Origin of the sequence: Bradyrhizobium sp. ORS 86, assembly GCF_045571475.1 — a bacterium.
Classification (GTDB): domain Bacteria; phylum Pseudomonadota; class Alphaproteobacteria; order Rhizobiales; family Xanthobacteraceae; genus Bradyrhizobium.
On record NZ_CP120699.1, the window covers coordinates 5,116,725 to 5,130,128 of the forward strand.

The 13,404-nt window shown below is 66.0% G+C and carries 11 protein-coding genes; 3 read left to right on the forward strand and 8 right to left on the reverse strand.

The window, feature by feature from the left end; genetic code table 11:
• Positions 1–70: 70 nt before the first annotated feature.
• From P6U25_RS23835 to P6U25_RS23860, 6 genes are all read right to left on the reverse strand, one after another.
• On the reverse strand, positions 71–1,063 hold the full coding sequence (locus tag P6U25_RS23835) for an ABC transporter permease (RefSeq protein WP_407147208.1): 993 nt from the start codon (positions 1,061–1,063) through the stop codon (positions 71–73).
• Positions 1,060–2,655, reverse strand: a complete 1,596-nt coding sequence (locus P6U25_RS23840) for a sugar ABC transporter ATP-binding protein (protein WP_407147209.1) — start codon at positions 2,653–2,655, stop codon at positions 1,060–1,062. Before P6U25_RS23840 ends, P6U25_RS23835 begins: the two co-directional genes overlap by 4 nt.
• Before the next feature lie 274 nt (positions 2,656–2,929).
• A complete protein-coding gene (locus P6U25_RS23845) occupies positions 2,930–3,700 on the reverse strand; it encodes an SDR family NAD(P)-dependent oxidoreductase (protein WP_407147210.1) in 771 nt (256 codons plus the stop codon).
• Complete coding sequence (locus tag P6U25_RS23850) at positions 3,701–4,498, reverse strand: SDR family oxidoreductase (RefSeq protein WP_407147211.1); 798 nt, start codon at positions 4,496–4,498, stop codon at positions 3,701–3,703.
• Entirely contained in the window at positions 4,498–5,886 is a 1,389-nt protein-coding gene (locus P6U25_RS23855) for a transaminase (protein ID WP_407147212.1), read from the reverse strand. The genes P6U25_RS23850 and P6U25_RS23855 overlap by 1 nt, the downstream gene beginning before the upstream one ends.
• On the reverse strand, positions 5,883–7,370 hold the full coding sequence (locus P6U25_RS23860; protein WP_407147213.1) for an aldehyde dehydrogenase: 1,488 nt from the start codon (positions 7,368–7,370) through the stop codon (positions 5,883–5,885). The genes P6U25_RS23855 and P6U25_RS23860 overlap by 4 nt, the downstream gene beginning before the upstream one ends.
• Positions 7,371–7,592: 222 nt before the next feature.
• Here P6U25_RS23860 and P6U25_RS23865 point away from each other — a divergent pair, with 222 nt between their 5' ends.
• From P6U25_RS23865 to P6U25_RS23875, 3 genes are read left to right on the forward strand one after another with little or no spacing between them, the layout of a single operon-like run.
• A complete protein-coding gene (locus P6U25_RS23865) occupies positions 7,593–8,855 on the forward strand; it encodes a Tm-1-like ATP-binding domain-containing protein (protein ID WP_407147214.1) in 1,263 nt (420 codons plus the stop codon).
• An 8-nt stretch (positions 8,856–8,863) separates the two neighbouring features.
• Complete coding sequence (locus tag P6U25_RS23870; protein WP_407152593.1) at positions 8,864–9,517, forward strand: HAD-IA family hydrolase; 654 nt, start codon at positions 8,864–8,866, stop codon at positions 9,515–9,517.
• A gap of 17 nt (positions 9,518–9,534) precedes the next feature.
• A complete protein-coding gene (locus P6U25_RS23875) occupies positions 9,535–10,887 on the forward strand; it encodes an aminotransferase class III-fold pyridoxal phosphate-dependent enzyme (protein ID WP_407147215.1) in 1,353 nt (450 codons plus the stop codon).
• Between the two features lie 191 nt (positions 10,888–11,078).
• On the opposite strand, the gene P6U25_RS23880 is transcribed toward P6U25_RS23875, so the two are convergent.
• Positions 11,079–11,390, reverse strand: a complete 312-nt coding sequence (locus P6U25_RS23880; RefSeq protein ID WP_407147216.1) for a hypothetical protein — start codon at positions 11,388–11,390, stop codon at positions 11,079–11,081.
• Entirely contained in the window at positions 11,387–13,402 is a 2,016-nt protein-coding gene (locus tag P6U25_RS23885) for a tyramine oxidase (protein ID WP_407147217.1), read from the reverse strand. Before P6U25_RS23885 ends, P6U25_RS23880 begins: the two co-directional genes overlap by 4 nt.
• Positions 13,403–13,404: the final 2 nt, after the last annotated feature.

Here is a 13,404-nt window from a genome sequence, read left to right on the forward strand (position 1 = left end):
GGGCCAGCGACCTTGCCCCTACCCGCGCAGCGCAATGAATCTGTGCGTCATGCGATGCGCCTGACCCCGCCTAGCGTTTCGTGAAAGCCACCGCGGCAACGATGATCGCGCCCTTGATCACGAGCTGCATCGGCGAGCTGACGCCGAGCAGCACGAGACCGTTGTTGAGCGTTCCGATGATCAGGCTGCCGAACAGTGTCCCCAGGATGTAGCCGCGCCCGCCGAACAGGCTGCAGCCACCGAGAATGACGGCAGCAATGACGTCGAGCTCCATACCCTGCACGACATCTGGCCGCGCCGCGTGCGAGCGCGCCGACAGCACCAGCGCCGCAAGACCGGCCAGCGTGCCGGTGAGGACGAAGGCTGCCGTCGTCACCCATTTGGTGTTGATGCCGGAATAGAGCGCCGCCGTCGGGTTGCCGCCGACGGCATAGATCCGCCGGCCGAACACGTTGTAGTGCAGCAGCAGGATGCCGGCGATCATGGCTGCCAGCGTCCAGGCGATCGGCACGGGGATCCCCAGGAATGAGCCCTCGCCGAAGATCGAAAAATACGCCTCGTTGGTGATGATCACCGGCTTGGTGTTGGTGACCATCATTGCGAGCCCGCGCGCCATGCTCAACGTGCCGAGCGTCACAAGAAACGATGGAATCGAGAGCTGCGTGGTCAGGATGCCGTTGAGCAGCCCGACCAGCGCACCGGTGCCGAGCCCGGCCACCGCGCCGACGATCCAACTATTGTCGATCCGGCTCATTGCCAGCGCCGCCGCCATGCCCGACAGCGCCAGCGTCGATGCGACCGAAAGATCGATCTGTCGCGCGATGATGACGAAGGTCATGCCGACGGCGATGATCGAAACCAGCGTGGTCTGCCGGCCAATGTTCAGGAAGTTCTCGACCGACAGGAACCAGGGCGAGGACAGGCTGAACACGACGAGCAAGATGACGAAGGCGATGTAGAGCATGTACGGCCGCTCGCCGCGCAGCAGGTTTTGCAACAGCTTGCGCCGGCGATCGGACGGTGTCGGCGAAGCGACGATATTGGGCGCGGTCAATTCGGTCATGCTGGCAGCTCTTGCGATACGCCTCTGTCAAATGCGCTTTGGCCGGAGGCCTGAAACGCCTGGAGGAGATGATGAAGCTCCTCGGCATCGTCAATCTCGCCGCGCACCAGGGTTCGGGCGACGCGGCCGTCGACGATCACGGAGATGCGGTCACAGAGCTCGATCAGCTCGACCAGGTCGGAGGAGACGACGAGAACGCCGGTACCATCGCGGACGGCATGCCGGATCACGCCGTAGATTTCCTCGCGCGCGCCGACATCGACGCCGACGGTGGGCTCGTCGAGAAGCAGCACGCGCGGCCGCGGATCGTTCCATTTGCCGAACACGACCTTCTGCTGGTTGCCGCCGGAGAGCGTCCTGACCAGGCTCGCCGCGCCCTGCGCCTTCACCGCGACCTTGCCGATCGCATTCTCCGCGCGCCGCAGCGCCGCGCGGTGCTGCATCCAGCCCCAGCGCGAGAAATAGGGCAGCCGCGACAGCGTGACGTTGCGCTCGATCGAATGATCCAGCACCAGGCCCTGCACGTGACGATCCTCGGGCACCAGCGCGATGCCGCGGTCGATCGCATCGGCCGGGCGCTTCGGCAGCCATCGACGGCCGTCGATTTCGAACGTGCCGCTTTCGACCGGCCGCAGACCGAAGATGGTTTCCAGGATCTCGGTGCGGCCGCTGCCGATCAATCCGGCCAGGCCATGGATCTCGCCTTGCCGGACCGACAGGTCCACCGCACGGAGGCTGTCATTGGATACGTTCGATAGAGATAGAACGAGCGGCGCCTCGACGGAACGCGTGGCTGGCGGTTTAGCGCGAGATGCAGACGGCGTCGCGCGATCGCTTCCGACGATCGCGTTGACCAGCCGCTTCAGGTCGGTCTCCGCGGTGACGAACGTGCCGGCATTGGCGCCGTCGCGCAGCACCGTGACGCGCTGCGAGATCTCGAACACTTCGTTCAGCCGATGGGTCACATAGATCACACCGACCCCGCGGCGCGTCACCTTCCCGATCGCGTCAAAGAGGATGCGGACCTCGTCTGACGTCAGCGACGACGTCGGCTCATCGAGGATCAGCAACCGCACCTCGCCCATCAGCGCTTTCGCGATCTCCGTCATCTGGCGATAGGCGAATGGCAGCGAGCCCACGGTCGCCTTGATATCGAGGGGAATGCCGAGCTGCGCCAGGAATGCGTCTGCCTGCGCCATCAATGCGCGCTTGCGGACAAAGCCGAAGCGGGCGAGCGGCTCGCGGCCGAGCAACAGATTGTCGGCGACGCTGAGCGATTCAACGAGGCTGAGATCCTGGTAGACGACGGCGATGCCCGCCTCGCGCGATTTCGCCGGACTGTCGAACGCCACCGGCTGGCCGGCGATCTCGATCGTGCCACTGTCGAAGGCATGCACGCCGCTGAGAATCTTGATCAGCGTCGATTTTCCGGCGCCGTTCTCGCCGAGCAGCGCATGCACCTCGCCGGCCCGGACCTCGAGGTTCACATCGCGCAACGCGCGCACGCCGCCGAAGTGCTTGTTGATGCCGTTGACCATCACGAGCGGCGTCGGCGATCGGGGCTGTGCTGCAACCGAACCAGACGGCTCCACCTTCTCCTCCCGCTCAGCCCATCACTGCTACGATAGTGACATTTTGTTATTATTGCAACTTACTATGTTATAATTCTATCATATCGACCAACCTGTCAATGGGAGATCGAACCAGCGAGCGGCGAACAACCTGACGAGAGGCCAAATGGGCGGGCGCATACAGATCCAGGCGGTCGGCACGCCAGGAAGGCGGCTTCGTCCACGGGTGGCGCGTGATGTCGAACAACAGTCCAAGGCCAGGACCAAGCCGGCCGCGTATCTGGAGCGCGCGCCGTTACACTGCGCGGTTCTGCGTCGGCGCCCGGCCGCCGCCGTCGGCAACCAGCACGGCGCCTGTCACGAAGGATGCTTCGTCGGACACGAGGAACAGGCAGCAGGCGGCGATCTCCGCAGGGTTCGCCATCCGTCCCAGTGCAATCCGCCGCTCCACGGCCTGGCATTCCGCCTCGGGCGTGGTGCCGTTCTGCTCGGCGAGCAATCGCATTTCATAGTCACTCATCGGCGTGCGCACCCAGCCGGGCGCCACGGCGTTGGCGCGGACGCCGTCGGCACCATGCGCATAGGCCAGCGACCGCGTGTAGGCGACGACGGCCGCCTTGCTGGCTGCGTAGCTCGCGCTGTCCGGACTGGCGTTGAAGGCGGCAACGGAGGCGATGTTCACGATAGCGCCACCGCGCTGCCTGAGCAGCGGCAAGGCCGCGCGACAGACACGCATCGTTCCGGTGAGGTTGACGTCGAGGGTTTTGGCCCAGACCTCGTCGGAGACGTTTGCGGGTTGATCGGGAACGATCAGACCGGCCGCATTGACGACGATGTCGAGCCGCGCGCCGCAGGCCGCGATGGCCTTCGCGATAGCAGCTACTCGCGTGACATCGCCAGGGATCGCCTGTCCGCCGGATTCGGCCGCAGCCGCCGCGAGCTCGGCGTCGCCAAGTCCAAACAGCACGACATCAGCGCCATTCCGCGCCAGCAGCAGCGCCGTCGCCCGACCGATCCCGGTCGCAGCGCCGGTGACCAGCGCAGTCTTTCCGTCAAGCCGCGCCATCTACAGCCCCCATTGCCGTTCGACGGCAAATCCAGTCTCCGGCAACGTTGAACCGCCGTCGACGACGATGGTTTGCCCGGTGACATACTTGGCCTCAGCCGACGCCAGATAGAGCATCGCGCAGGCGATATCGTCGGCGCTGCCCATGTGCCCGACCGGGATGAATCGCTCGAGCCGTGCCCTGTTCTCAGGCTTGCTCATGGTGCCGCGGCCGGGCTTCTCGATGAAGCCGGCCTCGACACCGTTGACGGTGATGCCGTCTCGCGCCAGCTCGAGGGCGGCGCCGCGAATGAAGGCGTTGACGCCCGCTTTCGCGGCCGAGTAATGCGCACCGCCGCCCATCGCGACGCGCGCGGAGACAGAGGATGTCACGAGAATCCGCCCGAAGCTGATAGCACGCATATGCGGGATCGCGGCCTGCGCCAGCCAGAAACTGGCATTGAGGTTCAACGCCAGCGTCTCCTCCAGTGTCATCTCGTCGAGCTCTTCAAGTGACGACCATGGACAGCCGCCGGCATTGTGCACGACGATGTCGAGGCGGCCGTGCTGGCTGGCGACGCCGTCGATCATCAGGCGCAGGCTCGCCCGGTCGAGCCTCTCGAACGGCAGGTATCGCACCGCCAAGCCGTCGGCGGTGAGCTCGCGCACCAGCGCCTCGGCGACGTCCTGCGTCCGATTGGCGATCACGACGGTGGCGCCGGCTTGCGCCAGCCGCGTGACGATGGCGGCGCCGATGCCCCTGCCCCCGCCGGTCACGACTGCAACCCGTCCCGCAAGATTGAACGGAGACTCTTGCATCAGACCACTCCCGCCCCGCGCAACAGATCGATGAACTGCGCGAAGATCGTAGTGTGTCGTGCGGCGTCCTCCGCCGAGGTCGTCGGGCACATCAGGAACATCGTGTGGAACGGCGTCACCAGGATGCCTTCGTTCATATAGAACGCGTGCAGCAGGGTCTCGAGATCGGGCTGGCGCCCAGCGATGACATCGGCGCCGCTGTGCGGCGGCCGCGGCATGAACATGATCTCGGCGCGCGCGCCGACCTGCGTGACGTGCCAGGGCAGCTTGTTGGACTCGATCAGTTCGCGGGCCTCGCTCGCAAGCTGCGTTGCGGTGGCGATCATGTGCCGGTAGTTCACCGGCGTCAGCACCTGCTCCAGCACCGCGCGCATGGCCGCAACCGTCAACGCATTACCGGCAAGGGTGCCACCGAATCCGAGATGCGCTGACTGCCGCTCGCGCGGATTGACGTGCGGAACGACGGCCCAGAGCCGCTCGGCCATCTCACGGCTCAGGCCGAAGATGCCAGCAGGAATGCCGCCGGCGATCGCCTTGCCGGCAACCAGGATATCGGACTCGAGCCCATTCGCCTGGCTGTAGCCACCCGGTCCGCAGGACAGCGTATGCGTCTCGTCGATGATCAGCACCGCTCCGGCGCGGCGTGTCAGATCGCGCAACGCCCGATGAAAGCCTGGATCGACCGGAATCATGCCGAAATTCGTCATCAGCGGCTCGGTCAGCACGCAGGCGACGTCGCCATGCGCGAGCGCTGCTTCCAGCCCGGCAATATCGTTGAACTCGACGACCCGGCTCACGGCATCATGATCGACGCCGTTGGGATGGATCATGTTGCGCAGGCCGACGCGACCGTCTCGAATTTCAACATGCGCCTCCTCAACGCCGCCATGGTAGCAGCCGGAGAACACCAGCACCTTGCGGCGGCCGGTGATCATGCGCGAGATGCGGATCGCGGCGCGGTTGGCATCGGTCGCCGACGTCGTCAATGTCCAATACTTCGGGCCGAAGCGGCGCGACAGCTCGGCGCCGACCCACAGACTGTCCTCGGTCGGCAGCATCATCGTGGCGCCACGCTTCAGTTGGCGCGTTGCAGCCTCCGTCACCGCCGCCGGCGCATGGCCGCACATGCCGCCGGTGTCGCCGAGGCAGAAATCGATGTAGTCGCGTCCGTCGATATCCCTGATATGCGCGCCGTCGGCGTCCGCGACATAAACCGGGAAGCCGCCGGCCCAGCGCCGCATCCAGTGCGACGGGCCACCGTAGAGGAAATGCTGCTTGCCGTCCTGCCAGGCCGCCACCGAGCGCGGATGCAGCGCGCGAAAGCGCTCTTGCTCGGCATCCAACAGCCGGTTCACGATGGCGTTGCGCTCGTCGGCTGCGACGGTCATAGCGCGATCCATGCGGTCTTGAGGTCGGTATAGGCATCGAACGCATGCAGCGATTTGTCCCGGCCGAAGCCGGACTGCCTGAAGCCGCCGAGTGGCACGGTGATGTCGGCGCCGCCATAGGTGTTGACATGCACGACGCCGGCCTTGATGGCGCGCACCATGCGATGCGCGGTCGACAGCCGGCCGGTCCATATGGCCGACGCGAGCCCGTAGGGCGTCGCGTTGGCGAGTGCGATCGCCTCCTCCTCCTCAGTGTCGAACCGCGTGACGGCGAGCACAGGACCGAACACCTCCTCGCGCCACAGCTCCATCGCGGGCGTGACGTCGGCGAGAACCGTGGGCGCCATGAAGTTGCCGCCGCTCTCAATGCGAATCTGCTCGCCACCGACCAGGCGCGTCGCGCCCTGCTCCTCGGCCCGCGCGACGGCGTCGAGATTCTTGCGCAACTGCGTCTGGCTCGAGATTGCGCCGATGTCGGACGCCAGCTCCAGCGGATCGCCGACCCGGAGCTTTGCCGTCGCCTGCAGCAGTTCGTCCATGAAGCGGTCGTAGATCGAAGACTGCACCAGCAGCCGCGAGCCGGCGACGCAGACTTGGCCGGAATTGCGGAAGATGCCGTTCGCCGACACCTTCGCCGCCTGCTTGATGTCAGGTACATCGGCGAACACGATGTTCGGCGACTTGCCTCCGAGCTCGAGATGGACGCGTTTCAGGTTCGTCCGGGCCGAGCATTCCAACAGACGACGGCCGACCGTGCCGGAGCCGGTGAAGGCCAGCACGTCGACATCCGTATGCAGCGCGAGCGCCTCGCCGGCCGATGCCCCGCGGCCGGTAACGACATTGAGCACCCCGTCCGGCAATCCCGCTTCGCTCGCCAGCTCGGCGAGCCGCAGCAGCGTCAGCGAGGCCAGCTCCGGCGGCTTCACCACGACCGAATTGCCGGCGGCAAGCGCCGGACCGATCTTCCAGGCGCCGATCATCAGCGGGAAATTCCACGGCACGATCACGCCGACGACGCCGAGCGGCTCCCGATGGACGAGGCCGAGGACATCGCCTGAAGTCGGCGCGATCTCGCCATAGACCTTGTCTATCGCCTCGGCGTAGTAGCGGATGCTCCCGGCGGCCGACAGCGGCTCGGCCTTGTAGGCCATGGCGATCTCGGTGCCGTTGTCGCGTACGCCGAGCACCGCGATCTCGAACGCATGCTGCTCGATCAGTTCGGCGAACCGCAGCAGCACCTTCTTGCGCTGCGCCGGTGCCGCGCGCGACCAGCCGCCCTGCTCGAATGCTTGGCGCGCACGGCTCACCGCGAGGTCGATATCGGACGCATCGCCGTCGGCAATCGTGGTCAGCACCCGGCCGTCGATCGGCGACACGACATCGAGCCGCGCATCGCGCGCGGCGGGCACTGACCGGCCACCAACGAAGAGCTGTTGGGCCGGAATCGCCGCCGACCTCCATCGATCGATCTGGGCTTGCTGCATCTGATACTGTGGCTATCGCAAATGCGCGCTCGCGCGGCGGAGCGCTGAAGTGGCGCAATCCTCGCCAATTCAAGGCTTTGGCAGCAATCAACCGATAGGTGGATGTCATCGCGTCCATCGTCCCCATAGCGTGATCTCACGATAGCCGAACGCCCTGCCCGCTCGGTGCAAACACGTCGCTCCTCTATCCCCTCACGCCTGCCGCCGAGCACTGACAAGGTCATGCCAGAGATCACGCAGCCCCACATCCTCCTGATCGGAACGGGAGATACCAAGGCCGACGAACTGCTGTTCATGAGCGATTGCATCACCCGGGCCGGCGGCACCACGATCATGATGGATATCAGCGTGCTCGGCGATCCGCCCTACCAGCCCGCGCATGACAAGCACGCGGTGGCCGCCGCCGCTCAAACCACGATCGCCGAAATCGCATCCAGCGGCGACGAGAATTCGGCAATGTCGCTGATGGCGGTCGGCGCGGCCAATCTGGCGCGTGATCTGGCCGAGCGCGACGCCATCGATGCGGTGATCGCCATTGGCGGCACGATGGGGACCGACCTCGCGCTCGACGTCGCACAGGCGCTGCCGCTCGGCCTGCCGAAACTGATCGTCTCGACGGTCGCGTTCTCGCATCTGATCCCGCCGGAACGCGTCGCGGCCGATCTGATGATGATTCTGTGGGCGGGCGGCCTCTACGGCCTCAACGGCACCTGCACCGCGGTGCTGTCGCAGGCTTGCGGCGCGATCGTCGGCGCCGCGAAGAGCGCGATCCGTCCGCAGAACAAGCGGCCGGTGGTCGCGATTACCTCGCTCGGCAAGAGCTGCCTGCGCTACATGGTCGAACTCAAACCGCAGCTCGAGAAGCGCGGCTACGAGGTCGTGATCTTCCACACCACCGGCATGGGCGGCCGGGCGATGGAATCGATCGCCGCACAGGGCGGCTTCGCCGCGGTGCTCGACCTCAGCCTTCAGGAGGTCGCCAACCAGTTCACGGGATCGATGGTGAATTCGGGCTCGGACCGGCTGGAGAATGCCGGCCGCGCGGGCATTCCGCAGATCGTCGCTCCCGGCGCCGTCGACATGGTGGATTTTCCAGCGTGGCTGCCGGTCCCGAAGGATCTTGCCGACCGTCCCTTCCATGCGCACAACCGGCTGCTCGCATCGGCGACATCGAAGTCCGCCGACCGCCGCCGGATCGCACGCGCGATCGCCGAGAAACTGGCTCACGCCAAGGCGCCGGTCGCCTTCGTGCTGCCCACCGGCGGCATCCAGCAATGGGACCGCGCCGGCGAACCGCTGCATGATCCCGAGGCCCTCTCCGCCTTTGTCGATGCGATGCGCGCGGCCATCGCGGCGCCAATCGAGCTGCACGAGATCGAGGACCATATCAACAGCGCCCTCTTCAACGAGACGGTGCTCGGCATCTTCGACCGCTGGGTCGAGGCCGGCATCGTGCCGGCCGGCCTCACCACGGTTGCCGCGTGAGCCGGCCGATCGCCAAAGCCTTGGTGCTGGATTTCGGCGGGGTCATCTCGAAGACGCTGTTCGAGACCCACGACCTGACGGAGCGAACCCTTGGTCTCGCCAAGGGCACGCTGACCTGGCGCGGTCCGTTCGCCCCCGACAGCGATCCGCTCTGGGCCGCGATGCAGCGCGGCGAAATCTCCGAGCGCGACTACTGGCTGACGCGCAGCCGCGAGGTCGGGCGCATGCGGGGCGAGGACTGGCCCGACATGGAGACCTTCGTCAAGCGCGCGCGCGGCGCTGACCCCGAAACCGTGATCCGCCCCGAAGCCGAGCGCGCGATCCGGATCGTGGCCGACGCCGGCTTCAGGCTCGCCATCCTATCGAACGAGCTCGACCTATTCTATGGTGCGGATTTCCGCGCGCACGTTCCGATATTGGGGCGCTTCGATGCGATCGTGGATGCGACACATACCGGAATCCTGAAGCCCGATCCGCGCGCTTATCAGAGCGCGCTGGACGCGCTGTCGCTTAACGCGGATGATTGCGTTTTCGTCGACGACCAGCGCCGCAACATCGCGGGCGCGGAGGCGTGCCGCATGCGCACGGTGCTGTTCGACGTGAAGAACCCTGCTGCGTCGTACCGTGAAGCGCTGCGTCATTTCGAACTGCAATTCGACTGAGCCGGACGGGAACCACCATGCGCGACAGAAACTTTTTGGTCGAGAACAACGCCAAGCCGATCTGGCACCCGATGGCCCATCCGGCCGAGATGCGGGCGCAGCCGCCGCGGATCGTGATGCAGGCCGAGGGCGTGCACGTCACCGACATCGACGGCAAGACCGTGCTGGATGCGGTCGGCGGCCTCTGGAACGTCAATCTCGGCTATAGCTGCGATCCCATCAAGCAGGCGATCGCCGATCAGCTCAACGCGCTGCCCTACTATTCGGGTTTCCGCGGCACCTCGACCGGCCCGTCGATCGAGCTCGCCTATGAGCTCACCGACTGGTTCAAGCCGGAAGGCATGGTGCGCGCCTTCTTCACCTCGGGTGGATCCGACTCGGTCGAGACCGCGCTGCGGCTCGCGCGGCAGTACTGGAAGATCAAGGGCCAAGCCGACCGGACCAAGTTCCTGGCACTGAAGAAGGGCTATCACGGCACGCATTTCGGCGGCGCCTCGGTCAACGGCAACGCCAACTTCCGCCGCAACTACGAGCCGCTGCTGCCGGGCGTGTTTCACATCCCCGCGCCCTCGACCTACCGCAACCCCTTCAACGAGACCGATCCCGCAAAGCTCGCGCAACTCTGCGCGGCGGCGATGGAGGACGAGATCGCGTTCCAGGGCGCCGACACCATCGCCGCCTTCATCATGGAGCCGGTGCTCGGCGCCGGCGGCGTGATCGTGCCGCCGGAGAACTTCATGACGCTAGCGCGCGGGATCTGCGACCGCCACGGCATCCTGATGATCGCGGACGAGGTCGTCACCGGCTTCGGCCGCACCGGCGCATGGTCCGGCTCGCGACTGTGGGATGTGAAGCCCGACATGATGACGATGGCGAAGGCGATCACCTCGGGCTATTTCCCGCTCGGCGCGGCGCTGATCGGTGAAGCCGTCGCGGAGATCTTCGAAGCCGACACAAGCTCATTCGGCTCGATCGGGCACGGCTACACCTATTCGGGCCATCCGGTCGGTTGCGCCGCCGGCCTTGCGGCGCTTGCCGAGACACGGCGCCTGAAGCTCGATGAGAATGCCGCCGCCAGGGGCACGGAGCTCGCGGCCGCGCTCGCAAGGCTCAAGGCCAAACATCCGCTCGTCGGTGACGTCAGGGGCAAGGGCCTGATGGCCGCGCTCGAGCTTGTCGCCGATCGCGACAGCAAGCAGGCCGCTGACAAGAAGACGATGGCCAGGGTCGCCGATGCCGCCTACGAGGCCGGCGTGATGCTGCGCGTCTCCGGCAACACCATCATCCTGTCGCCGCCCCTGATCCTCACCGCCACAGACGTGAGCAGGATCGCCGAAGGGATCGACGCCGGCCTCTCAGCGGCCGGCTGATGCGTTATGAAGCTTCATCGTCATTGCGAGGAGCGAAACGACGACTTGTCCGCCGAAGCCTTTGGCGAAGGCGGAAGCAATCCATTTCCGCGTATGCGTTGGCCATGGATTGCTTCGCGGAGCCTGTCATCGGGCGCGCGTTCGCGCGACCCGTTGGCTCGCAATGACGGGGATGGGGCCACACTCAGAATTCATCTCGCGGTCACGCAGGCGATGGCACGCTCGAACAGCGCGCCATCGGTCTTGTCGCGGTCGAGGCAATCGGCCAGCGAGGCCGGCGACATGGTCTGGTCAGTGCAGAAAATCCGTATGAAGTCCGCTGCGAGCGCGATCCTGCGCGGCGCCGGCTGCTTCTCCCAGTCGCTGCCGCTCAGATAGAGCAAGGACGTGTCCTCGCCCATCGCGTCGGGCGAGATCGTCGCGCCACGCGCCGCTTGCGTCGCGACGAACGGCAGCAGCAGGACACAGGCCACCGCAGAGAGACGATGCAGGTGGCCGCTCATTTTGCGGCCTTAACGTCGACGGCCGCAGGCGGCACGTCGAGCGCCGGATTGCGATCGAAGAAGTTGAACGGGCGCAGCCGGAAACCGTGCCACAGCCCCGGCATGACCGGCCAGTCCTCGGCGCGCGGCACGTGGCGGAAGCCGACGGTGTACCACAGCACGAGGTCGCGATCCTCGATCGATCGCTTGGCAGCAGTCCATTTCGGCAGGCCGTCCACCTCGGCGTTTTCGTTCGGATAGAGACCGGCCGCGTATCTCTCGTCCTTGGCGTAAGCCGACGCCCACAGCGTGTAGCCGCTGAAGCCGGCGCGCAACTGGATCGGCTCGTCCTTGGCGAGCAACGAGACATCGGAATGGCCGGGCATCAACTGATAGCTGGTGTGATAACCCTGTTTGTTAGTCTTGCCCGTGCTCTCGACCCTGAACTGGGCTGCATTGAGCGGCAGCGTGATCGGCCCCTCGGTCGCAACCGGCTTGGTATCGACCTGCCAGAGGCTCTTGCGCGCGCCCTGCTCCAGCTTGCGAACGCTGAAGCGGTCCTCGACCAGCCGGTTGCCGGTGCCGTCGACATCCATGTCGATCCGGAACGTCATGTAGTGATCGTGGTTGACCGCAAGCAGCCGCTCGTCGACCAGCGTGCCGTACGCCGTGTCCTGCGCGGCCGTCGGGTCGCTCAAGGTGCGGCTCGCGACGCCCTTGGTGGCGTCGATGCCGTAGGCGCCGAGCCGCACGTCGATATTGCCGGCACGATCGAACACATAGTCGACCAGATAATCGTAATTGCCTACGACCGGCGCCATCCGCACCACGAGCTCGTTGTTCGGCCGTACCTCGGCGGTGTTGTTGAGCAGTTCGCTGTGACGCCAGATCGGATCACCGGTGGGGCGCTCGAAGATGCAGACCGCGCCCTTGGAAACGACCGGCATGCCCTTGGTGTCCGAGATCATCAGGTCGAGGAAGTGCGAGCTGTCAGGGCAATCCTCGCCGGGACGCAGTTCGCTGGCGAGCACCCCGAAGCCATATTCGCCGATATCCATATAGGCGCGGAACGACCAGGTCTGGTCCGGATCCATGTAGGGCACGAACATCTCGCTCGCCGAGATTTGGTAGGCGATGTCGCGCCATGAGCCGTGGTCGTCGTAGCGGATCAGCGACAGCACCGCACCGACGCGCGGGTCGAGACGAACATGGAACGACCAATTGTCCCAGCGGACCTGGCCGCCCTCCACCATCACGTTGCTGCCCTCCGGGGTCGCGATGTCGACCGGTTTCGGCGCTTTGCGATATCTCCCGGAGTCGGCATAGGCGTGCGACGGCGTCGAGGAAGGCGCCGGCACGACGCCGAGATCAGTCACGGACAGCACCGACCTGGTCGTGAGATCGACCTGGGCGAGCACGTTCTCGATCGGCTTGCCCCACAGATTGTTGCCCGCCCCCGACCGGTCTAGGCAGGGAACGTTGAGCAGGCGGTGCCCGCGCAACGCGGGATCGGTTACCGGGCCGACCGTCAGCGGCAGGCACAGCACGTTGCTGAAGTCGGTGATGCCGCGCTTGGCCATCGCGGCGACCCACCGCGGATCCTGTTTCGGCAGGTCGCCGGCGGAGATCAGCTCGTCGATCGTGAGCGCAGCCTGCTTGTCCTTAATCTCGTCCCAGCCGGTCAGGCTGCGCGCGGCGAGATCGACCCGCGCCTCATAGAGGTGCCCTTCACCGAGCAGCGTCGCCACGGCGCGCCGCGCGAACGGCTGTCCGGGCCGCCATGCCCGCACTTCGTCCTTGGGATCCTCCTCCAGCGCCATCGAGACGACCCGCGTGGCATCATTGAGCTTGCCGGCGCCGCGGAGCACATTGGGCACGGACTGAATTTCGTCCGCGGTGAGCCCGTCCATCGGGTGCGTTGCCGCGACCTCCGGCCACATCCTGCTCTCGGCCTGCAACGGCGTCGGCGCGGCCAGCGCCGCAACGATCGCCGCGATCCATGCCCAAGCGCCACGACGGGACATCACAGCCATTC

What these genes read in the sequence shown, in the direction of transcription:
- P6U25_RS23835 (WP_407147208.1), bottom strand. Translation starts at nt 1,063, where the DNA reads ATGACCGAATTGACCGCGCCCAATATCGTCGCTTCGCCGACACCGTCC.
- P6U25_RS23845 (WP_407147210.1), bottom strand. Translation starts at nt 3,700, where the DNA reads ATGGCGCGGCTTGACGGAAAGACTGCGCTGGTCACCGGCGCTGCGACC.
- P6U25_RS23850 (WP_407147211.1), bottom strand. Translation starts at nt 4,498, where the DNA reads ATGCAAGAGTCTCCGTTCAATCTTGCGGGACGGGTTGCAGTCGTGACC.
- P6U25_RS23855 (WP_407147212.1), bottom strand. Translation starts at nt 5,886, where the DNA reads ATGACCGTCGCAGCCGACGAGCGCAACGCCATCGTGAACCGGCTGTTG.
- P6U25_RS23860 (WP_407147213.1), bottom strand. Translation starts at nt 7,370, where the DNA reads ATGCAGCAAGCCCAGATCGATCGATGGAGGTCGGCGGCGATTCCGGCC.
- P6U25_RS23865 (WP_407147214.1), top strand. Translation starts at nt 7,593, where the DNA reads ATGCCAGAGATCACGCAGCCCCACATCCTCCTGATCGGAACGGGAGAT.
- P6U25_RS23875 (WP_407147215.1), top strand. Translation starts at nt 9,535, where the DNA reads ATGCGCGACAGAAACTTTTTGGTCGAGAACAACGCCAAGCCGATCTGG.
- P6U25_RS23880 (WP_407147216.1), bottom strand. Translation starts at nt 11,390, where the DNA reads ATGAGCGGCCACCTGCATCGTCTCTCTGCGGTGGCCTGTGTCCTGCTG.
- P6U25_RS23885 (WP_407147217.1), bottom strand. Translation starts at nt 13,402, where the DNA reads ATGGCTGTGATGTCCCGTCGTGGCGCTTGGGCATGGATCGCGGCGATC.